This is a genomic window from Yoonia sp. 67-2 (assembly GCF_035117555.1).
Classification (GTDB): Bacteria; Pseudomonadota; Alphaproteobacteria; order Rhodobacterales; family Rhodobacteraceae; genus Yoonia.
This window is the reverse complement of record NZ_JAYKPK010000001.1, coordinates 580,210-603,901: the sequence shown is the minus strand read 5'-3', so window position 1 is coordinate 603,901 and position 23,692 is coordinate 580,210. Positions and strand designations below refer to the sequence as shown.

At 60.1% G+C, this 23,692-nt stretch carries 21 protein-coding genes; 14 read left to right on the top strand and 7 right to left on the bottom strand.

Annotation, left to right across the window (positions count from 1 at the left end; translation table 11 throughout):
- Window positions 1-90: 90 nt before the first annotated feature.
- The 13 genes from VOY09_RS03070 (at window position 91) to VOY09_RS03010 (ending at window position 14,973) form a co-directional block, all read left to right on the top strand.
- Window positions 91-1,614: an altronate dehydratase family protein gene (locus VOY09_RS03070; RefSeq protein WP_322892353.1), complete on the top strand. Its 1,524-nt coding sequence runs from the start codon at window positions 91-93 to the stop codon at window positions 1,612-1,614.
- A 10-nt stretch (window positions 1,615-1,624) separates the two neighbouring features.
- Window positions 1,625-2,368 carry an SDR family oxidoreductase gene (locus VOY09_RS03065; RefSeq protein WP_322892354.1) on the top strand — a complete coding sequence of 248 codons (744 nt, stop codon included), beginning with the start codon at window positions 1,625-1,627 and terminating at the stop codon, window positions 2,366-2,368.
- Window positions 2,369-2,410: 42 nt separating this feature from the next.
- Window positions 2,411-3,934: a sugar ABC transporter ATP-binding protein gene (locus tag VOY09_RS03060; protein WP_322892355.1), complete on the top strand. Its 1,524-nt coding sequence runs from the start codon at window positions 2,411-2,413 to the stop codon at window positions 3,932-3,934.
- Complete coding sequence (locus VOY09_RS03055; protein ID WP_322892356.1) at window positions 3,934-4,941, top strand: ABC transporter permease; 1,008 nt, start codon at window positions 3,934-3,936, stop codon at window positions 4,939-4,941. The genes VOY09_RS03060 and VOY09_RS03055 overlap by 1 nt, the downstream gene beginning before the upstream one ends.
- Before the next feature lie 65 nt (window positions 4,942-5,006).
- Window positions 5,007-5,954 (top strand): ABC transporter substrate-binding protein, encoded by a 948-nt coding sequence (locus VOY09_RS03050; RefSeq protein WP_322892357.1) that lies wholly within the window; start codon window positions 5,007-5,009, stop codon window positions 5,952-5,954.
- Window positions 5,955-6,042: 88 nt separating this feature from the next.
- Window positions 6,043-6,900: a fumarylacetoacetate hydrolase family protein gene (locus VOY09_RS03045; protein WP_322892358.1), complete on the top strand. Its 858-nt coding sequence runs from the start codon at window positions 6,043-6,045 to the stop codon at window positions 6,898-6,900.
- A gap of 222 nt (window positions 6,901-7,122) precedes the next feature.
- The gene (locus VOY09_RS03040) at window positions 7,123-8,217 is read left to right on the top strand and encodes a transporter substrate-binding protein (RefSeq protein ID WP_322892359.1); all 1,095 of its coding nucleotides are present in this window, start codon (window positions 7,123-7,125) and stop codon (window positions 8,215-8,217) included.
- Window positions 8,214-8,807 carry an ANTAR domain-containing response regulator gene (locus VOY09_RS03035; protein ID WP_322892360.1) on the top strand — a complete coding sequence of 198 codons (594 nt, stop codon included), beginning with the start codon at window positions 8,214-8,216 and terminating at the stop codon, window positions 8,805-8,807. Before VOY09_RS03040 ends, VOY09_RS03035 begins: the two co-directional genes overlap by 4 nt.
- The gene (locus VOY09_RS03030; RefSeq protein WP_322892361.1) at window positions 8,800-9,681 is read left to right on the top strand and encodes an ABC transporter permease; all 882 of its coding nucleotides are present in this window, start codon (window positions 8,800-8,802) and stop codon (window positions 9,679-9,681) included. Before VOY09_RS03035 ends, VOY09_RS03030 begins: the two co-directional genes overlap by 8 nt.
- The gene (locus tag VOY09_RS03025; RefSeq protein WP_322892362.1) at window positions 9,681-10,601 is read left to right on the top strand and encodes an ABC transporter permease; all 921 of its coding nucleotides are present in this window, start codon (window positions 9,681-9,683) and stop codon (window positions 10,599-10,601) included. Before VOY09_RS03030 ends, VOY09_RS03025 begins: the two co-directional genes overlap by 1 nt.
- A gap of 34 nt (window positions 10,602-10,635) precedes the next feature.
- Entirely contained in the window at window positions 10,636-12,255 is a 1,620-nt protein-coding gene (locus VOY09_RS03020) for an ABC transporter substrate-binding protein (protein ID WP_322892363.1), read from the top strand.
- A gap of 4 nt (window positions 12,256-12,259) precedes the next feature.
- Window positions 12,260-13,219, top strand: coding sequence for an acetamidase/formamidase family protein (locus VOY09_RS03015; RefSeq protein WP_322892364.1), 960 nt, complete (start codon window positions 12,260-12,262; stop codon window positions 13,217-13,219).
- Window positions 13,216-14,973: an ABC transporter ATP-binding protein gene (locus tag VOY09_RS03010; RefSeq protein WP_322892365.1), complete on the top strand. Its 1,758-nt coding sequence runs from the start codon at window positions 13,216-13,218 to the stop codon at window positions 14,971-14,973. The genes VOY09_RS03015 and VOY09_RS03010 overlap by 4 nt, the downstream gene beginning before the upstream one ends.
- A 16-nt stretch (window positions 14,974-14,989) precedes the next feature.
- Here the strand turns inward: VOY09_RS03010 and VOY09_RS03005 are convergent, their stop codons facing one another.
- The 6 genes from VOY09_RS03005 to VOY09_RS02980 all read right to left on the bottom strand — a co-directional run bounded on the left by VOY09_RS03005 (window position 14,990) and on the right by VOY09_RS02980 (window position 21,894).
- Entirely contained in the window at window positions 14,990-15,718 is a 729-nt protein-coding gene (locus tag VOY09_RS03005) for a FadR/GntR family transcriptional regulator (RefSeq protein WP_322892366.1), read from the bottom strand.
- Between the two features lie 13 nt (window positions 15,719-15,731).
- Complete coding sequence (yjfF, locus tag VOY09_RS03000) at window positions 15,732-16,688, bottom strand: galactofuranose ABC transporter, permease protein YjfF (RefSeq protein WP_322892367.1); 957 nt, start codon at window positions 16,686-16,688, stop codon at window positions 15,732-15,734.
- Window positions 16,685-17,692 carry an ABC transporter permease gene (locus VOY09_RS02995; RefSeq protein ID WP_322892368.1) on the bottom strand — a complete coding sequence of 336 codons (1,008 nt, stop codon included), beginning with the start codon at window positions 17,690-17,692 and terminating at the stop codon, window positions 16,685-16,687. Before VOY09_RS02995 ends, yjfF begins: the two co-directional genes overlap by 4 nt.
- Window positions 17,689-19,182 (bottom strand): sugar ABC transporter ATP-binding protein, encoded by a 1,494-nt coding sequence (locus VOY09_RS02990; protein ID WP_322892369.1) that lies wholly within the window; start codon window positions 19,180-19,182, stop codon window positions 17,689-17,691. The genes VOY09_RS02995 and VOY09_RS02990 overlap by 4 nt, the downstream gene beginning before the upstream one ends.
- 80 nt (window positions 19,183-19,262) lie before the next feature.
- Window positions 19,263-20,216, bottom strand: a complete 954-nt coding sequence (ytfQ, locus tag VOY09_RS02985; protein ID WP_322892370.1) for a galactofuranose ABC transporter, galactofuranose-binding protein YtfQ — start codon at window positions 20,214-20,216, stop codon at window positions 19,263-19,265.
- 172 nt (window positions 20,217-20,388) lie between these two features.
- Window positions 20,389-21,894, bottom strand: a complete 1,506-nt coding sequence (locus VOY09_RS02980; RefSeq protein WP_322892371.1) for an amidohydrolase family protein — start codon at window positions 21,892-21,894, stop codon at window positions 20,389-20,391.
- Between the two features lie 77 nt (window positions 21,895-21,971).
- Between VOY09_RS02980 and VOY09_RS02975 the strand changes: the two genes are divergently transcribed.
- Entirely contained in the window at window positions 21,972-22,337 is a 366-nt protein-coding gene (locus VOY09_RS02975; RefSeq protein ID WP_322892372.1) for a helix-turn-helix domain-containing protein, read from the top strand.
- 102 nt (window positions 22,338-22,439) lie between these two features.
- On the opposite strand, the gene VOY09_RS02970 is transcribed toward VOY09_RS02975, so the two are convergent.
- Complete coding sequence (locus VOY09_RS02970; protein WP_322892373.1) at window positions 22,440-23,684, bottom strand: L-rhamnose isomerase; 1,245 nt, start codon at window positions 23,682-23,684, stop codon at window positions 22,440-22,442.
- Window positions 23,685-23,692 lie beyond the last annotated feature (8 nt).

Genomic DNA, 23,692 nt, shown 5'->3' with positions numbered 1-23,692 from the left:
CTTACTGGCATGTTAGTTGACAGGTGTGTTTAGTCAAGCTAGCGTTCTGTTTAAGCGCAGGGTCGTTTGTTGACCAGAGGAGAGCGATGCATGACCCAGACCCCTCGACTGATCCATCTGCACCCACAGGATAATGTCGCCATCGCTTTGGCCGATATCGCAGCGGGTGAGATTGATCACGTATCGGGGCTGAAGGCTGTGCAATCGGTCAAACAAGGGCATAAGATCGCTGTCGCGCCGATTGCTGCTGGCAGCAATGTGCTGCGCTATGGGCAGATCATCGGTCAGGCGAAGACGGATATTGCGGCGGGCGATCATGTGCATGTGCAGAACCTTGGCATGGGCGATCACGCGCAGGACTATGCCTATGCCAGTCAGGCCGTTCCGCTTGCGCCAGTCGCAGAGGCGCGGACATTCAACGGCTATCACCGCGCGGATGGCCGCGTCGGCACGCGCAATTATCTGGGCATTCTGACCTCGGTGAATTGTTCCGGGTCAGTTGCGAAATTCATTGCGGAAGCGGCGGAGAAATCTGGCCTGTTGGATGAATTTCCCAATATCGACGGGATCGTGCCGATCACCCATGGCACCGGCTGTGGGATGGCCAGCGACAACGAAGGCTACGCCACTTTGTTTCGCACTTTGTCCGGCTATGCCCAGCACCCCAATTTCGGCGGTATTCTGTTGATCGGGCTGGGGTGCGAGGTGATGCAGGTATCGGCCCTTGTCGGCGGACGCCCGATCCGGGCCGATGGTGCGCTGCGCTATATGACGATCCAGCAGGAAGGCGGAACGCGCAAGACGATTGAAAAGGGTCTGGAGGAATTGCGCGGGATTGCGGAACTGGCCAATCAGGCGACCCGCCAGCCTGCGCCTGTGTCGCAACTGATGCTGGGGATGCAATGTGGTGGATCGGATGGCTATTCCGGGATCACCGCGAACCCCGCCTTGGGCAAGGCGTCGGATCTGTTGGTCCAGCATGGCGGCACGACGATCCTGTCGGAAACATCCGAAATTTACGGCGCAGAACATCTGCTGACCCGGCGTGCCGTGTCCGAGGATGTGGGCCGCAAACTGATCGACCGCATCCATTGGTGGGAAGATTACACCGCGCGTAATCAAGGCGAGATGGACAATAACCCCAGCCCCGGCAACAAACGTGGTGGGCTGACGACGATCCTTGAAAAATCGCTGGGTGCTGTTGCTAAAAGCGGGGCGGCACCCTTGGCAGAGGTTTACCTGTTCGGCGAGCAGATCACGACCAAGGGGTTCGTGTTTATGGACAGCCCCGGTTTTGACCCCTGTTCCGTCACTGGCCAGATCGCATCAGGCGCCAATCTGATTGCCTTCACCACCGGGCGCGGGTCGGTGTCGGGCTATATGCCGACGCCTTGTATCAAGCTGGCGACCAATTCTGAAATGTATGGCCGCATGTCCGAGGATATGGACATTAACTGCGGCGATATCATCACCGATGGTGTCAGCCTGGATGAGAAGGGGCATGAGATTTTCGAGATGTTCATCCGCATCGCCTCCGGTGAGCAGACGAAAAGCGAAGAGCTGGGTTTTGGCGGGGTCGAATTCGTGCCCTGGCAGATCGGCGCGGTAATGTAGGATGGAAGATATGTTGCACAACAAGACGATACTGATCACGGCAGCGGGGCAGGGCATCGGGGCGGCCAGTGCGCGCGCCTGTGCCGCCGCAGGCGCGCGGGTGATTGCGACGGATGTCAATGCGGACCTGCTGGCGGCGCTGGACGGCGTGAAAGGCATTGAAACCCGGCTGCTTGACGTGACCAACGCGGGTGCGATCAAAGCGCTGGCTGATGACCTGCCCGACCTAGACAGCTTGTTCAATTGCGCGGGTGTGGTGCATCACGGCAGCATTCTGGACCTGACGGATGATGACTGGGCCTTTGCGCTCGATCTGAACGTCACGTCGATGGTGCGGATGTGCCGCGCCTTTGTGCCGGGGTTGCTGCGGCAGGCTGACAACACTGGCAGTGCCGCGATCCTCAATATGTCGTCGATGGCGTCATCGGTGAAAGGGTTCCCGAACCGCACCGCTTACGGCGCAACCAAGGCAGCAGTCATCGGGCTGACCAAGGCGATTGCCGCCGATTTCGTGACGCGGAACCTGCGCTGCAACGCGCTATGCCCCGGCACGGTGGACACGCCATCCTTGCAAGGGCGGATCGCCGCCGCACCGGACCCGGTGCAGGCGGAAAAGGATTTCATCGCGCGTCAGCCGATGGGCCGTCTGGCGACGGTTGATGATCTAACGCCGACGATTGTGCATCTTTTGTCGGATGCCAGCCGTTTCGTGACCGGCCAAGCGGTACTTGTGGATGGTGGCGTGACGATCTGACGGCAAAGCGGGAGGAGGTAAGGCTTGGGAGGGCCGCAGCACATGACATTTCTGGTCGAAATGCGAGGGATCGAGAAACGCTTTCCGGGTGTTCACGCGCTCAAAGGCGTGCAGTTCGATCTGCGCGCGGGCGAAGTCCATGCCCTGATGGGCGAAAACGGTGCCGGCAAATCGACCCTGATGAAGATCATGGCGGGTATCTATGCCCGCGACGGCGGGGAGATGTTTGTGAACGGCGCGCCGGTCACGCCTGACAGCCCACGCGCGGCGCAGGATCTGGGGATCGGGATCATCCATCAGGAACTCAGCCTGATGAATGACTTGACCGCCGCGCAGAATGTGCTGATCGGGCGCGAACCGCGCCGCAGTTTCGGGCGGCTGGATGAGGCGGCGCTGAACCGGCAGACGGCGGAAATTTTCGCCTCTCTCAGCCTCGCGCTGGACCCGCGCACCATGGTCGGCACCCAGACCATTGCGCGCCAGCAATTGATCGAGATTGCCAAGGCGCTCTCCTACAACCCCCGCGTTCTGGTGATGGATGAACCGACCGCCGCGCTGAATGATGCCGAAATCACCGAACTCTTCGCGGTGATCAACAAGCTGAAGGCTGATGGCGTTGGCATCGTCTATATCAGCCACCGGATGGATGAGATCAAACGGATCGCCGACCGTGTCACCGTGCTGCGCGATGGGGCCTATATCGATACGGTGGATGCGGCGACGACACCTTTGGACAAGATCATTCAGCTGATGGTGGGCCGCGATCTGGCGCATGTGATCCCGGAATTTCCAGACACCAGCCGGAACGCGGTCGCGCTGGAAGTCCGCAACCTGTCGCGCGGCCGGGATGTGCGCGGCGTCAGCTTTGATGTGCGCAAGGGCGAAATCCTTGGCTTTGCCGGGCTGATGGGCGCGGGCCGGACCGAGGTGGCACGGATCATCTTTGGCGCGGATAAACGCGACGCGGGCGAGATTTTGGTGGGCGGTCAGCCGGTCGATATCCGTAGTCCCTGTGACGCTGTTGCCGCCGGGATCGGCTATTTGTCGGAAGATCGCAAACATCTGGGGCTTGCCGTGGATATGTCGGTGCGGGCCAATATTGCAATGTCGAGCCTTGCGACATTCACCAGCAAGGCAGGCATCCTGAACGAAGCCGCCATGCAGAAAACTGCGCTGTCCTATATCGACAAGTTGCGTATCCGCACGCCGTCTGACCTGCAGGATGTGCGGCTTTTGTCGGGGGGCAACCAGCAAAAGGTGGTCATCGCGAAATGGCTGCTGCGTGATTGCGATGTGCTGATCTTTGATGAGCCGACGCGCGGCATTGACGTGGGCGCAAAGTCCGAAATCTACGCCCTGCTGGAAGAACTCGCCGCGCAAGGTCGCGCGATCATCGTCATCTCATCGGAATTGCCGGAGGTGATGCGCCTGTCGCACCGGATCGCGGTGATGTGCGAGGGGCGCCTGACCGGCATTCTGCCCGGCGGCGCAGGCACCAGCCAGCAGGACATCATGACATTGGCCACGCAGCGCGAAAGTGCTGTGGTCGAAGCGGAGGACGCATAATGAGCATATCAACCCAGGACGCCCCGAAATCTGTCGCCGCAAGGATGATCGCGACGGGGACGCATCAGCGGGTGCTGGCCTTTGCCAGTTTGATCATCCTGCTGATCGGTTTCTCGATAGCCTCGCCGAATTTCATGCAGACCTCGAATATGATAGCGATCCTGCAGGCGACATCGGTCAACGGGGTGTTGGCCATTGCGGTGACGCTGGTGATCATCACCGGCGGGATTGATCTGTCGGTCGGGACGATGATGACCTTTTGCGCGGTGATCACCGGGGTGGTGCTGACCTATGCTGGTCTGCCGCTGTGGCTGGGTGTGATCGCGGCGATTGCCACCGGTGCGGGTTGCGGGCTTTGTTCCGGCACCTTTGTTGCCAAGATGAAAATCCCGCCGTTCATTGCCACATTGGGGATGATGCTGATCCTTAAGGGAATGAGTCTTGTGATCTCCGGCACCCGCCCGATCTATTTCAACGATACGCCGGGGTTCAGCGAAATCTCGCGCGGGTCGCTGATCGGGCAGATATTCCCGGCTGTGCCGATCCCCAATGGCGTGCTGATCCTTTTCGTCGTCGCCGGTGTCACCGCCTATATCCTGAACCGCACGGTGCTGGGGCGCTATTGTTTCGCGCTGGGGTCGAACGAGGAATCGGTGCGGCTGTCGGGTGTGAATACCGACCGTTGGAAGATTGCTATTTATGCGCTGTCAGGTGCCATCGTTGGCATCGCCGGACTGCTGATCGCATCGCGGCTGAATTCGGCGCAGCCCGCGTTGGGGCTCGGCTATGAATTGGAGGCGATTGCGGCGGTGGTCATCGGCGGGACGTCGCTGTCCGGTGGGCGCGGCTCGATCCTCGGCTCGCTGATCGGCGCCTTGATCATGGCGGTGCTGACCAACGGCCTGCGGGTCCTGTCCGTCGCGCAGGAATGGCAGACCGTTGTCACCGGCGCGATCATCATTCTGGCGGTCTATGCCGATATGCTGCGCCGCAGACGGTCTGCCTGACACCATTTACCACGATCCCCGGCAAAAGGTGGCCGGGACAACCGACAACCAAGGGAGGAAACCACATGTTGTCACGTCGCGTTTTATTCGGCGCATTTGCCGCCACTTTGACCATGAGCACGGCACCTGCTGCCTTTGCTCAGGATGAAATCTATATCCCGCTGATCTCGAAAGGGTTTCAGCACCAGTTCTGGCAGGCAGTAAAAGCCGGTGCCGATCAGGCCGCGGCAGAAGAAGGGGTGCGTATCACTTTTGAGGGCCCCGACAACGAAACCATGGTGGACCGCCAGATCGACATGCTGTCTGCCGCTTTGGCCAATAACCCGTCTGCCATCGGCTTTGCCGCGCTCGACAGTCAGGCCGCTATCCCGCTGCTACAGCAGGCCGCCGATGCGGGCATCGCGATTGTTGCCTTTGACAGCGGTGTGGACAGCGATATTCCTGTCACCACGGCCACGACCGACAACGTCGCTGCCGCTGCTTTGGCCGCTGACAAGATGGCGGAACTGATCGGCGGCGCAGGCAATGTTGCCGTCGTCGCCCATGACCAGACCAGCCGCACCGGGATTGACCGGCGCGACGGGTTTCTGAACCAGATGGAAGCCGCCTATCCCGATATCAATATTGTCAGCGTGCAATATGGGGCAGGCGATCAGTTGCAATCAACCGAAGTCGCCAAGGCGATCCTGACCGCCAACCCTGATCTGGACGGGATGTTCGGCACCAATGAGGGATCGGCCATCGGGATCGTCAATGCGGTGCGTGAAATGGGCACCGAAGGTGTCACCATCATCGGTTATGATTCCGGCAAGGCGCAGACCGATGCGATCCGCGAGGGTCTGATGGCAGGCGCGATCACGCAGAACCCGGTGGGGATCGGCTATGAAACCGTCAAGGCCGCAATTGCGGCGATGAACGGGGAAGAATTGCCAGCGGTGATCGACACGGGCTTTTACTATTATGATCAGTCCAATATCGATGATGCTGACATTCAGGCGGTTCTTTACGATTGATCAGAACTAGCGGCCCCGGATCGGGGTCCGGGGCAAGCTCCCGGATCAGGTCCGGGGCTGCGCCATATTAAATGAAGAAAGAGAGCAGATGAAACTATTGCGTTACGGCCCGCGCGGTCAGGAAAAACCCGGATGTCTGGACGCGGAAGGTCACGTGCGCGATCTGTCTGCTCATGTGCCAGATGTCGCCGGTGCGGCGCTGCTGCCCGATACGATTGCGCGGCTGAAGGCGCTGGATATCGACAGCCTGCCGGTTGTTGCTGGCACGCCGCAGGACGATCTGCGCCTTGGGCCGTGCGTCGGGCAGGTGGGTAAATTTATCTGCATCGGCTTGAACTATGCCGATCATGCCGCCGAAAGCGGTCTTGACGTGCCGCCGGAGCCAGTGATTTTCAACAAATGGACCTCGGCCATCTGCGGGCCTGACGATGATATCCAGATCCCGCGTGGATCGGTCAAAACCGATTGGGAGGTCGAACTGGGTGTCGTGATCGGGCAGGGCGGTGCCTATATTGAAGAAGCCGATGCGATGAACCACGTCGCCGGTTTCTGCGTGATCAATGACGTGTCTGAACGCGAATATCAGATCGAACGCGCCGGCACATGGGACAAGGGTAAGGGCTGCGACACTTTCGGTCCGACCGGCCCCTGGCTGGTGACACCGGATGAAATCGCTGATCATGACGCCCTCGGCCTGTGGCTGGAGGTGGACGGCAAGCGCTATCAGGACGGCAGCACCGCGACGATGGTCTACAAGGTGCCGCATTTGATCGCCTATTGTTCACGGTTCATGAGCCTGCAACCGGGTGACATCATCTCAACCGGGACGCCGCCCGGTGTCGGGATGGGGCAAAAGCCACCACATTACCTCAAAGGCGGCGAGGTTCTGCGCCTTGGCATCGACGGGCTTGGCGTGCAGACGCAGAAGGTGCGCGCATCAGCCTGAAGGCAGGTTTCAACCATATCGCCCTGTTCGGGGCAGATATCACCAAAAGCGCTTAAATTTTAAGCCATCACACCGATCGAGATCGCCTGCTCTGTCTTGCAGTTGACATAAAGTCAAATCTCGGGCGATCTTGATCAAGACATATCGGCATTCACGCCTCGCTTTTCCCGCAACGCTATCTGCGTTTGGGAAAGCGGGGCTTTTTTCGTTTGAGGCATCGCATTGAAACGCAAGATCGACCTTGGCATCCTGTTCTCGCGCTCCGGCACCTATAGCCTGCTGGGCGAGGCGAGCCTGACCGGTGCACTCAAGGCCATCGCGCAGGTCAATGTTGACCCTGCGTTTGATATCGCCTTTCGGGCTATCACGCGTGATCCGCAGGGCAATGTCGATGCCTATGCGCCGCTCTGCGAAGACATCCTGCGCGAAACGGACGCGCGCCATGTCATTGGCTGCACCACATCATGGAGCCGTAAGGAAGTGATCCCCGCTCTTGAGCGGGCGGATGGCGCGCTATGGTATCCGGTGCCGCATGAAGGGTTCGAAACATCTGACCGCATCGTCTATACCCACGCCTGCCCGAACCAGCACCTGTTGCCATTGCTGGATCACGCCTTTGCCCGGCACGGCACGCGGAGCTATCTCACCGGGTCGAATTACATCTGGGGCTGGGAAATGAACCGGCTGGCGCGCGAAATCGGTATGCGCGCTGGCGGGTCGGTGCTGGGCGAACGGTATCTGCCGCTGGGGTCCACCGATGTGGCGCGGATCGTGGCCGAGATCGCCGAGATGCGGCCCGATTTCGTACTTAATCAACTGATCGGCCCATCGCAATATGCGTTCTTGCAAGGGATGGCCGACCTGCGCGCCCGTGATCTCTATTTCGCGCAAGGGAATTGCCCGGTGCTGTCCTGCAACCTGACCGAATGCGAATTACCTGCGATTGGTGCTGCTGCCGAAGGCGTGATCGCTGCCGGGCCGTGGTTTCGCGGACAGCCCGGTCTGGCGCAGGGCGAGGGCAGGGACTTCGGGTCGTCTTTCGAGGCGGCAGCCCATGCCTCTGTCATGATGCTGGCGCGTTTGTTGCATGGGCGTCCGGGGGCCGAGATGTGGCCGCTGGCGCAATTGCTCGCCCTGCCGGAAGCCGCGCAGCTTGGGATCAATGCGCGCACGCATCACACCAGCCTGCCAGTCGTCATCGCGCAGGTGCAGCAGGGTGCCTTTGTCGCGCTGAAATCCATGGGGCCGGTAGAGGGTGATCCTTATCTGACAATGGGCCGCGAGACGTTACGTCCTGCCTTGCGGGTGGTCACATGATGCGCCGCTTGCAGATCCCTGAATTGGGCGGGGCAAATGCTGCGATCCTGCACCGGCCACATGCCACCGTGGTCGCCCTGACCCGCCAGTTAGAGGCGATTGGCCTGCAAGTGACCCCGCATTGGCCCAGCTTGCCAGTGGCGGCGCGCGGGGCTGATTATCTGTTTCTGGATGTTGATCCCGCCTATGACGATCAATTCCCCTGGCCTGCGGGTCAGGCCCCGATGCCCACTATCGCCCTTGTCGGGTCCGAGGCGCCGGGGCGCATCGAATGGCTGATGAATTTCGGCGCTGACGCGCAGATTTTGAAGCCTGTGGGAACTGGCGGCGTCTATTCCGCCTTGCTGATCGCCCGCGCGACTTTTGACGCACGCGCGGAGATGGCCGACCGGATTACCAGCCTGCGCGCGCGGTTGGGCCAGCGGCAAACCGTGGTGCGTGCCGTGGCCTTGCTGGCTGCGCGGGGCAAGTCGGAAGATGCCGCCTATGATCAGTTGCGCGCGATGGCGATGGCCTGGCGGGTGAGTTTCGAGGAAGCGGCAGAACGCATCGTCTCCAACGCCGGACCACAGGAGAGTGATCATGGTTGATATCACCCCGGTCATCGTTTCGCCTGCGGGCGTGTGGCGGCGGTTGCTGCGCCGCAAGCTTGCCTTGTTCGGCTTTGCGATCATTTTCATCGTCGTGGGTGGCGCGATCTTTGCACCTTGGCTGGTGCGCTATGGCCCGAACGAGCAATTGTTCGATGGTCTGACCCTGCAAGGCGCACCGATGCCGCCGGGCGGCGACTTTCTGATGGGCACGGACTTGTTGGGGCGCGATCTGTTCAGCCGTATCCTTTACGGCGCGCGCACCTCGCTGATCATCGGGGTGGTGGCGAATGGCGCGGCGCTGATCATCGGCACATTGATCGGGCTGACTGCCGGGTTTCTGCGGGGCTGGATTGGATCGGTGCTGATGCGCTTCACCGATCTGATGATGGCCTTTCCGGCGCTGTTGCTGGCGATTTGTCTGGCGGCGATTTTCCAGCCCTCGCTCTGGATCGTGGCGATGGTCATCGCATTGGTGAACTGGGTGCAGACTGCGCGTGTGGTCTATACTGAAACCACCAGCCTGTCAGAGCGTGAATTCATCGCCGCCGAACGCACCTTGGGCGCATCGCAATCGCGCATCCTGTTCCGGCATATCCTCCCGCATCTGGTGCCGACGCTGATTGTCTGGGGCACGTTGGGGATTTCGGTCACCGTGTTGTTGGAGGCGACCCTGAGTTTCCTTGGTGTCGGTGTGCAGCCGCCAACGCCAAGCTGGGGCAATATCATTTTTGAAAACCAGACCTATTTTCAGGCCGCGCCGTGGCTGGTGTTCATCCCCGGTGCCGCGATCCTGCTGCTGGCATTGGCGTTCAATCTGGTCGGTGACGCCCTGCGCGATGTGCTGGACCCCACACAAAGAGGGCAGGATTGATGGCCGGATATCTGTTGCGTCGCGTCATTCAGGCCCTGTTGATCCTGCTGGGCGTCAGTTTCATCACGTTCGTTCTGCTTTACGTCCTGCCTGCCGATCCGGTGCGCCAGATCGCGGGGCGGTCGGCCACGGCGCAGACGGTGGAAAATATCCGTCAGCAACTGGGGCTGGATCAGCCGTTGCTGGTGCAATATGGTCGCTATCTGGCGGGCCTTGTCCAAGGCGATATGGGCCGCAGTTACCTGCAACGCACCGAAGTGTCGGCGCTGATCGCCTCGCGCCTGCCCGCAACCTTGCTGTTGATGGCGGGGGGCATTTTCTGTGAATTGCTGATCGGGCTGACCTTGGGCGTGATCGCAGCGATCTTTCGCGGGCGGCCCTTGGATCAGGCTTTGATGGTGACCAGTTTTGTCGCCGTCTCTGCCCCGCAATTCGTGGTCGGTCTGCTGCTGCTATACGTCTTTGCCGTCCAGCTTGGCTGGTTTCCCATCGGCGGTTACGGCACCTTCGCGCATCTGGTTTTGCCCGCGGTCACGCTGGGGATCATGGGATCAGGCTGGTATTCGCGCATGATGCGGTCATCGATGATCGAGGTGCTGCGGCAGGATTACATCCGCACCGCCCGCGCCAAGGGGCTGACCCGTGCGCGCATTCTGACCCGCCATGCCCTGCCCAATGCGATCCTGCCGATTATCGCGATGATCGGGATCGATATCGGTATTTTCATGGGCGGGCTCGTCGTCGTCGAAAGCGTGTTCGGCTGGCCCGGCATCGGCCAGCTTGCCTGGCAGGCAATCCAGCGTGTCGATATCCCGATCATCATGGGGGTGACCATGGTGTCGGCGACCGCCATCGTGCTGGGCAATCTTTTGGCTGACGTCATCACCCCCTTCATCGATCCGCGCATCAAGATGCGGTGAAGCACAAACCAACCTCAACAACAGGAAGATCATCATGAAAAAACTGCTTTGTTCGACTGCTCTTATCGCTGCCATGGCGCTGCCGCTGGCGGCGCAGGATTACACACCTGACCCCGAGGCGACACCGGGTGGCATGATCACCATCACCTATAAGGATGATGTCGCCACGCTCGACCCAGCCATCGGCTATGATTGGCAGAACTGGTCGATGATCAAATCGCTATTTGACGGGCTGATGGATTATGTCCCCGGCACCACCGATCTGCGCCCCGGTCTGGCCGAAAGCTATGAGGTGTCCGAGGATGGCACAGTCTTTACCTTCACGCTGCGCGAGGGTGTGACCTTCCACAACGGCCGTGAAATGACGGCGGAAGATGTCAAATATTCGCTCGACCGTGTGACCTTGCCTGCCACGCAATCCCCCGGCGCAGGGTTCTTTGCGTCGATTGTCGGGTTTGACGAGATTTCAAGCGGTGCGGCAGAGACGTTGGCGGGGGTCGAAGTGATCGATCCGCTGACCGTGCAGATCACCCTGTCACGGCCTGATGCAACCTTCCTGCATGTGATGGGGCTGAACTTTGCCTCTATCGTGCCGCAGGAGGTGGTCGAGGAAATGGGCGATGATTTCGGCAAGAACCCTGTCGGCACGGGCGCGTTCAAACTGACTGACTGGACCATCGGCCAGCGCGTCGTCTTTGAAAAGAACGCCGAATACTGGCGTGAAGGCGTGCCATATCTTGATGGGATCACCTTTGAAGTCGGGCAAGAGCCGATTGTAGCACTTCTTCGCTTGCAACAGGGTGAAGTCGACGTGCCGGGTGACGGCATCCCCCCTGCGAAATTCGTCGAAGTCATGGCTGATCCCGAACAGGCTGCGCGCGTGATCGAAGGCGGCCAGCTGCATACCGGCTATATCACGTTGAATGTCGGCGTTGCCCCGTTCGATCAGCTTGCCGTGCGCGAGGCGGTGAATATGGCGATCAACAAGGAACGGATCGTTCAGATCATCAACGGGCGCGCTGTGCCCGCCACCCAGCCGCTGCCACCCAGCATGCCGGGTTATAGCGAAGGGTTCGATGGTTTCGCCTATGATGTCGAAGCTGCCAAGGCCAAGCTGGCCGAGGCCGGTTTCGCGGATGGTTTCACCACCGAGCTTTACGTGATGAACACTGACCCTAACCCGCGCATCGCCCAGGCGATCCAGCAGGATCTGGCAGAGATCGGCGTGACGCTGGAAATCCGCAGCCTGGCACAGGCCAATGTGATCGAGGCTGGCGGCGCGGGTGAGGCGCCGATGATCTGGTCCGGCGGCATGGCCTGGATCGCGGATTTCCCGGATCCGTCGAACTTCTATGGCCCGATCCTCGGTTGCGCCGGCGCGGGCGAGGGGGGCTGGAACTGGTCGAAATTCTGCAATGAAGGGATCGATGCCATGGCTGTCGAAGCTGACAGCTTCATCGACCCTGCCGCACCAGAACGGCTGGAAATGTGGTCGCAGGTCTATCAGGACGTGATGGCCGAAGCCCCGTGGGTGCCAGTGTTCAACGAACAGCGCTACACGATGAAATCGGCCCGCATGGGTGGTGATGACGCGCTCTATGTCGATCCGGTGTCGATCCCTGTCAACTATGACTATGTCTTTGTGACTGAATAATAAAATGTGCAAAAACTGCGACTACACGATCCACGGGGCGCAGCACCATTTCGGCTGGGACAATTCCATTGCCCCGGCCGAGGTGGTCGCACCGGGATCAACGATCCTGTTTCACTGTCAGGATTCATCGGCGGGCCAGCTTGGCCCGTCGAGCACAGTAGCTGACGTCACAGCGCTGGATTTCGGCAAGATCAATCCGGTGTCCGGCCCGATCTATGTCGATGGGGCCGAACCCGGCGATGCGCTGAAAATCACGCTGCATGACTTTGCGCCGCGCGTGCAGGATGGCTCTGCCTGGGGCTGGACGGCGAATATCCCCGGTTTCGGGCTGCTCGCCGATCAGTTCACCGATCCGGCACTGACCTTATGGAAATACGATGCGGTCAGTCTGGCACCCGCGCTTTGGGGCGCACATGGCAAGGTCGCGCTGAAGCCGTTCACCGGCACTATCGGTGTCGCGCAGGCCGAACCCGGCCTGCATTCCATCGTGCCACCACGTCGGACGGGCGGCAATCTCGACATCCGTGATATCGCAAAAGGCACGGTGCTTTACCTACCGGTCGAGGTCGCGGGGGCGTTGTTTTCCGTGGGCGACACCCATGCCGCCCAAGGCGATGGCGAGGTTTGCGGCACCGCCATCGAAAGCCCGATGGATGTGACGCTGACGCTGGATCTGGTGAAAGGTGCCAACCTAAAAATGCCGCGTTTCACCACGCCGGGTCCGGTGACCCGCCATATCGACGCGGATGGCTATGAGGTGACGACTGGCATCGGCCCTGACCTGATGACAGGCGCGCGGCAGGCGGTTGAACAGATGGTCGATCTGCTCTGTGCACAGCACGGCATGGCGGCGGTCGATGCCTATATGCTGGTGTCGACCTGTGGCGATCTGCGGATATCGGAAATCGTCGATATGCCCAATTGGGTGGTATCGTTCTATTTCCCACGCTCGGTTTTCGCATGAATATGTCTGATCCGTTGCTGTCGGTCCGCGATCTGACCGTCTCTGTCCGGGACAGGGGGGTGGTGAAACCCCTTGTCTCGGACCTGCGTTTCGATCTGCGTGCGGGCGAAACCCTGGCGATTGCAGGGGAAAGCGGTTCGGGGAAATCCATCACCTCGCTCGCCCTGATGGGTTTGCTGCCGAACAATGTGACTGTGACGTCCGGGCAGATGCTGCTGGGTGGCACCGATCTGGCGCAACTTACCGAAAACCAGATGCGGCCTTTGCGCGGCGCGCAGGTGGCGATGATCTTTCAGGAACCGATGACATCGCTGAACCCGGTGCAGACCATCGGCACGCAATTAATCGAGGCGATCCGGGCGCATGAGCCGCTGTCGCGCCATCAGGCGCGCGAGGCGGCGATTGGGGCCTTGCGGCAAGTGCGGCTTGCCGAGCCCGAACGCCGGATGGGCCAATATCCGCATGAATTATCTGGCGGGATGCGCCAGCGGGTGATGATCGCCATGGCGCTGGCCTTACGTCCCGCGCTTCTGATCGCGGATGAACCGACGACCGCATTGGATGTGACCGTGCAGCGCGAGGTGCTGGAACTGCTAAAAGACTTGCAGCAGGAAACCGGCACGGCGATTATCTTGATCACGCATGATATGGGCGTGGTGGCCGAAACCGCGGATCGCGTCGTGGTGATGCAGGCGGGCCGGATGGTTGAACAAGGGCGGACGATTGACGTCTTCGCCGCGCCACAGGCGGCATATACCCGCGATCTGCTGGCTTCTGTGCCACGGCTGGGGGCAGGGGCCGCGCGTGCGGCACCTTTGCCGCCCAAGGCATTGGTCCCGGTGGCGCGATTGGTCAATGTGAAAGTGCATTTCGACATCGGCGCGAATTTTCTGGGCCGTCCCACCCACCGCGTGCATGCGGTGGAAGGCGTGAGCTTCGACATACAGCCCGGCGAGACCTTTGGCCTTGTCGGCGAAAGCGGCTGTGGCAAATCCACGATTGCCAAGGCGCTGGCTGGTTTGGTTCCGCATCAGGGGCAGATCAATGTGGATGGCAAATCCTTGTCAGGTCTGACCGCGCAGGGCCGCAAAAATATCTGCCGCGATGTGCAGATGGTGTTTCAGGACCCTATGGCCGCCCTCGACCCACGGATGAAGGTCGGCGATGCAGTGGCCGAACCCTTGGTGATCCACGGGATCGGCACGGCCAGCGAACGACGTGATCGCACGGCAGAACTCTTTCGCCGCGTCGGGCTGACCAGTGACCAGATGACGCGCTATCCGCATGAATTTTCCGGCGGCCAGCGGCAACGGATCTGCGTCGCTCGTGCGCTTGCCTTGCGGCCCCGGCTGATCATTTGCGATGAAAGTGTCTCTGCCTTGGACGTGTCGGTGCAGGCGCGCGTGCTGGCCCTGTTGGAAGAATTGAAGGCCGAATTCGGCGTGGCCTATCTGTTCATCAGCCACGATATGGCAGTGGTCGAAAATGTCGTCGACAGGCTGGCCGTGATGTATCTGGGCCAGATCGTCGAGATGGGCACGCGCGACCAGATCTTCGGAAATCCGCGCCATCCCTATACGCAACGTCTGCTGGATGCGGTGCCGGTCCCCGACCCAACTCGCCAGCGTAGCGCATATCTGCGCCCAGCGAGCGAGCCACCATCGCCAATGCGCCGGATCGGCGATGACGTCACCCGGCTGGCGCTGACGGATATCGGCTGCGGTCATCTCGTCGCGCCGGAAATGGCGGTCTAGGGTCAGACCGGCGCGCTCAGCGCACCGCGCCGCTGATCCGCCTTTGCCCATAAAGGATCACATCGCGCATCGCCTGTTCCGCGCCACCGGTATCACGCCGCGCGATGGCATCGACAATGCGCAGATGCGCGGCAGAGACATCCTGCTGCGTCACCGGCTCTGACGCGGGCGAGCTGAGCCGGAACGTGGTCAGCAAAGCCGCCTCGATCAAAGTGCCCACCGAATGCATGAACACATTGCCCGAGGCTTTGGTAATCGCGCGGTGCAGCGCAAGATCGGCCATCGCAAAGGTCTTGTCACTTTCTGCTGTTCGCATCGCTTCGGCATGATCGTAAAGCAAGGTAATTTCTTCCGTAGTCGCGCGGGTCGCGGCCATGGCGGCGGCGGCAGGTTCCATCGTCAGCCGCATCTCGAACAACTGATCCAGAAACCCCATGTCGGGATATTCATTCAGATGCCAGACCAGCACTGCGGCATCAAAAAGGTTCCATTGCTGCCGGTCGCAAACTTTGGTGCCAACGCGGGTGCGGGCGACGATCATGCCTTTGGCGGACAGGGTTTTCATCGCCTCGCGCAACACGGTGCGTGAAACACCGAATTGGCCCGCCAGTTCTTCATCGCGTGGCAGGATCGATCCTTGCGGATATTTGCCACTGACAATCGCGCTGCCGATCCCTTCGACAACTTGCCCATGGCTATTGCGCACCAGCGTTTCGTTCAGGGCATCGCGCAACAGATCGGACATGATTTCTCCTTAGCTACTTGTTAATGCGTAAACGCAGCAGTCCTTTTTGCAGCAGGATGAACATCAGCAGCAGAGCGCCGATCACGATTTTTGTCCACCAGCTCGACAGGCTGCCGTCGAAGACAATATAGGTCTGGATCAGACCCATGGTCAGAACACCGATCAAAGTACCAAACATATAGCCGCTGCCGCCAGTCAAAAGTGTACCGCCGATGACCACTGCGGCAATGGCATTCAGTTCCACCCCGACCGTCGCCAGCGGATAACCGGCAGAGGTGTAGATAGAAAACACGATGCCCGAAAGCCCAGCCATAAAGCCCGAAAACGCATAGACCGCCACGGTCGTCGGGCCAACCGCGACCCCCATCAGCCGCGCCGTCGCCTCGCCCCCGCCCAGGGCATAGACATTGGTGCCAAAGCGGGTGCGGTGCAGCACGATCATCCCCACGGCCACAGCGGCGATCATGATCACCGCCAGCAACGTCAAACGTCCCCGGCCCGGCATCAGATAATAGGCGCGCTGCATCATGTCGTAGAACGGATCGGCAATCGGGACGGAGTCAATCGACAGCATGTAGCTCGCCCCGCGCGCCAGAAACATGCCCGCCAGCGTGACGATGAAAGGCGGCATTGCCAGCAGATAGATCATCCCACCCATTGCCGCGCCAAAGGCGGTGGTGATCGCAAGTAACATCGCAAAGGCCACCAATGGATGCAGCCCAGTATCGCGCAAAACCACCGCGATAAAGACACCGGCAAAGGCGATGACAGACCCCACCGACAGATCGATCCCGCCCGAGATGATCACAATGGTCATGCCCACCGCGACGATCCCGAGATAGGCATTGTCAGTCAGAAGATTGCCAATGACCCGCGTGGATAGCATCGCCGGGAACTGAATATAGCAGATCAGATAGGCCAGCAGAAAGATGGCAATCGTCGCATAAAGCGGCAGCGCGCGGATGTTCATGTCTTTGTCCCCGTTCCGGCACTTTGTCGCTTGGGCCAGAGATAAGCCAGTTGCGGCAGCACTTTGGGTGATTGCAGCACAAGGATGACGATCACCAGCACCGCCTTGATCACCAGATTGAACTCGGACGGGAAGCCCGCCAGCAGAATGCCGGTGTTGATCGTCTGGATGATCATCGCGCCAAGGATCGAGGCGAGGATCGAAAACCGACCACCCAGCAGCGAATTACCCCCGATGACCACGGCAAGGATCGCGTCAAGCTCCAGCCAAAGCCCCGCGTTATTGGCATCTGCCCCGCGGATATCCGCTGTGGCAATGATCCCCGCCAAAGCGGCGCAAAACCCAGAACCCATATAGACGGCGATCAGCAAGACGCGGCTGTTGATCCCGGTCAGCGTGCTGGCGCGCAGGTTCACCCCGATGGATTCCACCAAGAGCCCAAGCGCTGTGCGCCGCACCAACAGGCCAAAGCCGATACCCGTCAGCACCCAGATCACTGCAGGCACCGGGATGCCGAACAATGTGCCTGATCCCAGATAGGAAAACATATCATTGTCAAAGGTCAGGATTGTCCCACCGGTGATCAGCTGCGCAACGCCGCGCCCTGCCACCATTAGGATCAATGTTGCGACAATCGGCTGGATGTTGAAGACAGCGACCAACAACCCGTTCCACAAGCCGCAGACCAGCCCCGCAACCAGCGCGATGCCAAGCGCGGACCACAGGCCGAAGCCCTGATCAATCGACCAGGCCGCACTCGCGCCGCAGATCGCCATCACCGCGCCGACCGACAGGTCGATGCCGCGCGTGGCAATGACCAATGTCATGCCGATGGCCAACAGGGCAACAGGAGCGCCCCGTTTGATCACGTCAATCGGGATGCCGACAAGGCGGTCATTCACATAGACGATCTGCCAGAAACTGGGGAAGTATATGCTGACCAACACGATCACGGCGGCCAATGTCAGCAATTGGGGTGCAATGCGGCGCAGAACGGTCTTCATGCCACCACCTCTGGCGCTGCAATCGCGCGGACAATCGTATCGCTGGTCACATCTTCCCCCGTTAATTCGGACACATGCTGCCGGTCGCGCACGACGATCACGCGATGGGAAACGGCGACAAGTTCATCCAGCTCGGATGAGATCACGAGGATCGACATGCCTTGGGCCACAACCTCTTCAATCAGCCGCAGAATTTCAGCATGGGCGCCCACATCGATCCCGCGCGTCGGTTCATCAAGGATAAGAAACCGTGGGTTGGTCGCGAGCCAACGGGCAAGGATCACCTTTTGCTGATTGCCGCCTGACAGCAGGCCCACAGGTTTTTCTGCATCCGGTGTGCGGATATCCAGCCGGGCGATATACTCATTCGCCATGCGGACCTGTTCGGCCTGCGGGATCGGGCGCGCCCATCCGCGCCGCGCTTGCAGCGCGAGGATGATGTTTTCCCGCACGCTCAGTTCCGCGATGATCCCGTCGGTCTTGCGATCCTCGGGCGCGAAGGCAAAACCGGCGGCAATCGCCGCACGTGGATTGCGTAGGTCCACTGTACCATTGCTGTCTTCCGCTGTGCCGCTGTCGCTGGGGACAGCGCCGAATAGCACCTCTGCGCTTTCCGTGCGACCAGAACCAAGCAGGCCCGCCATCCCGATGACTTCGCCCTTGTGGACGGTCAGGTCAAAAGGCGCGATCCGGCCCCGCCGCCCGACGCCGGTAAAGCGGATCGCATCTGTGCTGTCCGCCATCGGGCGCAGCTTTGTGGCGGTTTCCTGTTGCAATTCATGGCCCAGCATCAAGGTGATTAATTGCATCCGGTCCACATCCGCCGCCTCATGTGTCGCGATATGCTGGCCATTGCGCAGAATGGTCAGACGGTCCGAGATTTCGAACACCTGATCCAGAAAATGTGAGATAAAGATGATCCCCAGCCCGCGCGCGCGCAGGTCGCGCACCACATCGAACAGCATCTGCACTTCGCGCGCATCAAGGCTGGCGGTGGGTTCATCAAGGATCAGCACACGGCCTGACAAATGCACCGCGCGGGCAATCGCCACGATCTGCTGCACCGCGACGGAATATTGGTCAAGCGTCCGGCGCACATCGATATCAAGGCCATAACCCGCCAGCATTTCATCCGCCTGCGCGATCATCGCGCGCGTGCGGATCATGCCAAACCGGCGCGGCGGATGGCCAAGGGTCAGGTTTTCCGCCACCGTCAGGTTGGGCAGCAGATTGACCTCCTGATAAACCGTGCCGATGCCAATCGCCTGCGCTTCCAGCGTGCTTTGTGGCGATATCGGCTGGCCTTCGAACAGAATATCACCGGAATCGCGTCTATATGCGCCGGTCAGGCATTTGATCAGGGTCGATTTTCCGGCCCCGTTTTCGCCCAGCAGGGCGTGAACCTCGCCCGCTTTCAGGCCGAAACTGACAGCGTCCAGCGCTTTTGTTCCGGGAAACGTCTTGGTCAGGTCGCGTGTCGCAAGCAGCATTCGGGGCCTCGTGCAGGGCAGGGGCAAAGATGACGCCGGGGCGCAGGTTTCCCCGCGCCCCGGCAACAGGCGTTACAATATCAGTAACCCAGATCTTTGCGGGCCTCATATTCACCGGCAGGATCATCAGCTTGGGTATAAAGCCGCGATTCTGTCTGGATGAATTTTTCAGGCATCGTGCCATCGGCGAAATAAGCCTCCAGCGCGTCAAATGCAGGGCCTGCCATGTTCGGGGTCAGTTCCACCGTGGCATTCGCCTCACCCGCAGCCAGCGCAAGGAAGATATCCGGCACGGCGTCAATTGAGACGACCAGGATATCGGTGCCTGGGGTCAGTCCAGCCTCTTTGATCGCCTGAATGGCACCGACGGCCATATCGTCGTTATGGGCGTAAAGCGCGCAGATATCCGCGCCGCCATTTTCCGCCTGCAGGAAGCTTTCCATGACTTCCTTGCCGCGCGTCCGGGTGAAATCGCCGGTCTGGCTGCGCACGATCTCGATATTATCGGCCCCTGCGATGCCTTCTTCAAAACCGGCCTTGCGGTCAATCGCGGGCGAAGACCCGGTTGTGCCCTGCAATTCAAAGACCCGGCATTCCGCACCATCGACAGTTTCGACCAGCCATTCCCCCGCAACGCGACCTTCATGCACCAGATCGGACCCGACAGCGGTCAGGTAAAGCTCTGGGTCGCTGTCGACCATGCGGTCCAGCAGGACGACTGGAATTTCAGCCTCTGCCGCCTCTTCCAGGACCGAATCCCAGCCGGTTGCGACGACCGGGGCCAGCAGGATACCGTCGACACCTTGTGCGATGAACGACCGCAGTGCCGCAATCTGGTTTTCCTGCCGCTGCTGCGCGTCAGAAAAGCGCAGATCGATGCCGCGTGCTTCGGCCTCTTGCATCGTGACAGTGGTTTCGGCGGCGCGCCAACCGGATTCAGACCCGATCTGCGAAAAGCCGATGGTCTGCGCATGGGCCGCAACGGCCCCAAAGCTCGTGACAGCCACACTGGCCATCAAAATACGTTTCAGCATAAGAAATCCTCCCGAGATCTCGTTGGTCCCCTCCGGACCTGCGGGAAAATAAATACTATTATATACATTGGGGCAAGAATTTTTTGCAGGCTATTTTGCACTTTTCGCGCGGCACAGCCTGCAAAATGGCCCTGCGCGCATCCGTTCCCGGGCAGCACAGGGCCAGGATTTATCAGTCAAACAAGGGGATATCGACCTCTGCCGCCTCGAACAGATAGTCACGCGAAGCAACAATCTGATCACGCAAAGCGGCGATATCATGGCCGACCATCGCGCCCTGCCATTTCTTGATCTGGCCCGCGACGAGCACGGTTTCCACGTTGGAACGTTCCATCAGCGTCACCACCGCGCCTGCCGCATTGTTCAGCGGGGCCACGTTCAGCGCGTCAGCGTTGAGCAGGATGATATCCGCCTCTTTGCCCGGCGTCAGCGACCCGACCTTGTGATCTAGCTTCAACCCAGCCGCGCCATTGATCGTGGCAAAGGTGATCGCATCGCGCACATCCATCAGGGCAGGGGCCGCCTCTGGCCCTTGTTCCAATGCAATCTCGTTGGCGAACATCCGTTGCACCGTCATCGCGCCGCGCATCTGGGTAAAGAAATCGGCGGTCATCGTGCATTCGACATCGACCGACAGAGATGGCGCCATGCCCATATCGATGGCTTTCTGGATCGGCGGCGTGCCGTGGCGCATCTGCATCTCGATCGGCACCGACAGTGAGACATGCGCGCCGACTTCCTGCGCACGATTCCATGCGGCGTCGGACATGCCGGTCATATGGATGAACAGGTGTTTGTCAGTGTAATGCGGGATCAGATTATCCATCGTCTCTTGCATCCCAAGCGATCCGACGACATGCAGCCCGATCATCAGGTCAAGCTCTTGCCCCAGCCGCCAGAGTTCCAGCGGATCAACACCGGGCAGATAGACTTCACCACCCATCAGCATGGTCAGCAATTGATCGTCGGATGCGAAATACTCGTTCCGCAGACGGCGGGCATCCTGCGGATAGGCCAGATCGGGACCATAGCCTTCAAAATAACCGAACACACCGCGCCGACCGACGGCCTGCATCCCGGCGATCACCGCATCGGAATGGGCGGGCGAATGGTGGATTTGTGAGACGTCATGGACGGTGGTCACACCGGCATCCAACTGGCTCAAACCACCAAAAAGCTGCGCGATATAGACATCCTCTGGCCGGTAAACCTTGGAGAATTTGCCAAGGATATCATCCAGATAATTCGGCTCATCGGGCCGTGTCGGATCGCCGAACATGATCCCGTTGGGCAGATAGGACCGCAATGATGTTTCAAACTGGTGGTGATGCGTGTCGACAAATCCCGGCATCACGATCCGGCCTGTGGCGTCGATCACAGCGGTGTCGCCTGCGTCAATCGATGGTGCGACCTCCAAAATCCGGCTGCCTTCCAGCAGCACATCCCCAGTGAAATCGCCAATGGTCGAATCCTGGCTCAGGATATGGCCGCCTTTGATCAGAGTGCGGCGGCCAGCCTCACCCACGCCAGCGGGCAGGTCCTGCGCCATGGCGGGGCGTGTCATGAAGGCCGGCAGAAACGCCGCCGCAGCGGCACTGGCCATGGCGCTGCGCAGGAATGTCCGGCGGGTCGGGTGGTTATGTTGGCGCGGGAAACCGGCCTTGCAAAGCTCACACATTGTGTTTTGTCCTTGTGGTTACTATTAGTGCCCTAGGCATCTAAAGGATGTAGAAATACCCGCAAGGAGACACGTGAATGAAACTAGGGAACATGTCTGTGCCCGGCGATTGCGAAAGGATCTCACCCATCCTGTCGCGGGTGGGTGATAAATGGACCGTGCTGGTGATCCTGATCCTGTCCGAACAGCCCAAACGCTATAGCCAGATCCGGCGCGAGGTTGAAAATATCTCGCAACGGATGCTGACGATGACCCTGCGCGGGCTGGAACGTGACGGGCTGGTGGCGCGCCAGGTCTATGCGGATAAAAACCCGCCTTGGGTGGAATATAGGCTAACCGATCTGGGCCAGACTTTGGTCGGCCCGCTGTTCACCCTGTGCCAATGGGCCGCAGACAATTGCACTGTGATCGAGGAGAATGCGGCAAAGGCGCATGCCGCGTAACGCCTTTGCACCTGAGCCGCATTCATAAGTGACAAACTGGGCTAGGCTTTTTTAGACAGGTCCCTGCGACCGGTTCGCCGACCTGGATCATCATTCATTATTTCACCCGCGCCCGGAAACACCTTGCTGATAGGATTGCAGATCCGTCAGCAAAGTCGCCCCAACCGGCACATCAGCGCGCGCACAAAATTCGCCCCAGATCGCGGCAAATGGCAGGTCACGGGCTTCCTCGCTCAGCACCAGACGTCCGGTGAAATCAAGGCTGTCTTCCATCGCCTTCAACTGCGTTTGCGGCAGCAGGAAGGCGCGCAGCAGCGCCTTTTGCATATTGCGCACGCCGATGACCCAGGCCGCGGTCCGGCTGATCGTCGCGTCAAAGAAATCCAGCCCGATCCGCGTGCGCGACAGAAGATCGGCAAAGACCAGTTCCTGCGCCATCGCCAGCAGATCATCATTCAGCAGGATCACATGGTCGCTGTCCCAGCGCACCGGGCGCGAGACATGCAGCAGGATATCATCGACCGACAGGGCGACGGATGACAATTTGTCCGCCACGCTCTCGGTCGGGTGGAAATGGCCCATATCAAGGCAAAGCGCCATGCCCTTGCGGATCGCATAGCCAAGGTAGAATTCGTGGCTGCCGACGGTCATGGATTCCACGCCGATCCCGAAGAGTTTGGATTCCACAGCGTCGATCAGTTCACTTTTCGGCAGTTTGTCGGCCATCATCGCGTCCAATGACGCTTCCAGCCGGCGCCGTGCTGCCATCCGGTCGACCGGCGTATCCTTGGACCCGTCCGGCACCCAGATGTTATTGACCGCAGCAGAACCCAGTTCCCGGCCCATTCTTGCGGCAATCTCGCGGCAGCGCTTGCCATGTTCGATCCAGAAATCGCGGATCCCCGCATCGGGGTGCGACAGGGTCAGGTTGTCATCGGCTTTCGCATGAGCAAAGAAGGTCGGGTTGAAATCCAGCCCCAGCCCCTGACCCTTTGCCCAATCGACCCAAGGCGTGAAATGGTGGTATGCGATCTGGTCACGGTCGGGGTTTTCGTCACTGTCCAGATAGCAGGCATGCAGGTTCAGCCGGTGCTTGCCGGGGATCTGCGCGAAAGCGAAATCCAGATCGGCGCGCAATTCATCAGGATTGCGCGCGCGCCCCGGATGGTTGCCGGTCGCCTGAATGCCGCCGCCCGATGTGCCGGTTTTCGTCTCGAACCCCGCCACATCATCGCCCTGCCAGCAATGCACGGAAATCGGCACGGTGGACAGCGCGGCCAAGGCTGCCTCGGTATCCACGCCCCAATCGGCGAACTGGGCGCGGGCGGACTCATAGGTGTTGGTCATCATCATCC

Excerpts from the sequence above, each read along its gene's own strand:
- VOY09_RS03070 (WP_322892353.1), top strand. The coding sequence starts at position 91 with ATGACCCAGACCCCTCGACTGATCCATCTGCACCCACAGGATAATGTC.
- VOY09_RS03065 (WP_322892354.1), top strand. The coding sequence starts at position 1,625 with ATGTTGCACAACAAGACGATACTGATCACGGCAGCGGGGCAGGGCATC.
- VOY09_RS03060 (WP_322892355.1), top strand. The coding sequence starts at position 2,411 with ATGACATTTCTGGTCGAAATGCGAGGGATCGAGAAACGCTTTCCGGGT.
- VOY09_RS03055 (WP_322892356.1), top strand. The coding sequence starts at position 3,934 with ATGAGCATATCAACCCAGGACGCCCCGAAATCTGTCGCCGCAAGGATG.
- VOY09_RS03050 (WP_322892357.1), top strand. The coding sequence starts at position 5,007 with ATGTTGTCACGTCGCGTTTTATTCGGCGCATTTGCCGCCACTTTGACC.
- VOY09_RS03045 (WP_322892358.1), top strand. The coding sequence starts at position 6,043 with ATGAAACTATTGCGTTACGGCCCGCGCGGTCAGGAAAAACCCGGATGT.
- VOY09_RS03035 (WP_322892360.1), top strand. The coding sequence starts at position 8,214 with ATGATGCGCCGCTTGCAGATCCCTGAATTGGGCGGGGCAAATGCTGCG.
- VOY09_RS03030 (WP_322892361.1), top strand. The coding sequence starts at position 8,800 with ATGGTTGATATCACCCCGGTCATCGTTTCGCCTGCGGGCGTGTGGCGG.
- VOY09_RS03025 (WP_322892362.1), top strand. The coding sequence starts at position 9,681 with ATGGCCGGATATCTGTTGCGTCGCGTCATTCAGGCCCTGTTGATCCTG.
- VOY09_RS03020 (WP_322892363.1), top strand. The coding sequence starts at position 10,636 with ATGAAAAAACTGCTTTGTTCGACTGCTCTTATCGCTGCCATGGCGCTG.
- VOY09_RS03015 (WP_322892364.1), top strand. The coding sequence starts at position 12,260 with ATGTGCAAAAACTGCGACTACACGATCCACGGGGCGCAGCACCATTTC.
- VOY09_RS03010 (WP_322892365.1), top strand. The coding sequence starts at position 13,216 with ATGAATATGTCTGATCCGTTGCTGTCGGTCCGCGATCTGACCGTCTCT.
- VOY09_RS03005 (WP_322892366.1), bottom strand. The coding sequence starts at position 15,718 with ATGTCCGATCTGTTGCGCGATGCCCTGAACGAAACGCTGGTGCGCAAT.
- yjfF (WP_322892367.1), bottom strand. The coding sequence starts at position 16,688 with ATGAACATCCGCGCGCTGCCGCTTTATGCGACGATTGCCATCTTTCTG.
- VOY09_RS02995 (WP_322892368.1), bottom strand. The coding sequence starts at position 17,692 with ATGAAGACCGTTCTGCGCCGCATTGCACCCCAATTGCTGACATTGGCC.
- VOY09_RS02990 (WP_322892369.1), bottom strand. The coding sequence starts at position 19,182 with ATGCTGCTTGCGACACGCGACCTGACCAAGACGTTTCCCGGAACAAAA.
- ytfQ (WP_322892370.1), bottom strand. The coding sequence starts at position 20,216 with ATGCTGAAACGTATTTTGATGGCCAGTGTGGCTGTCACGAGCTTTGGG.
- VOY09_RS02980 (WP_322892371.1), bottom strand. The coding sequence starts at position 21,894 with ATGTGTGAGCTTTGCAAGGCCGGTTTCCCGCGCCAACATAACCACCCG.
- VOY09_RS02975 (WP_322892372.1), top strand. The coding sequence starts at position 21,972 with ATGAAACTAGGGAACATGTCTGTGCCCGGCGATTGCGAAAGGATCTCA.
- VOY09_RS02970 (WP_322892373.1), bottom strand. The coding sequence starts at position 23,684 with ATGACCAACACCTATGAGTCCGCCCGCGCCCAGTTCGCCGATTGGGGC.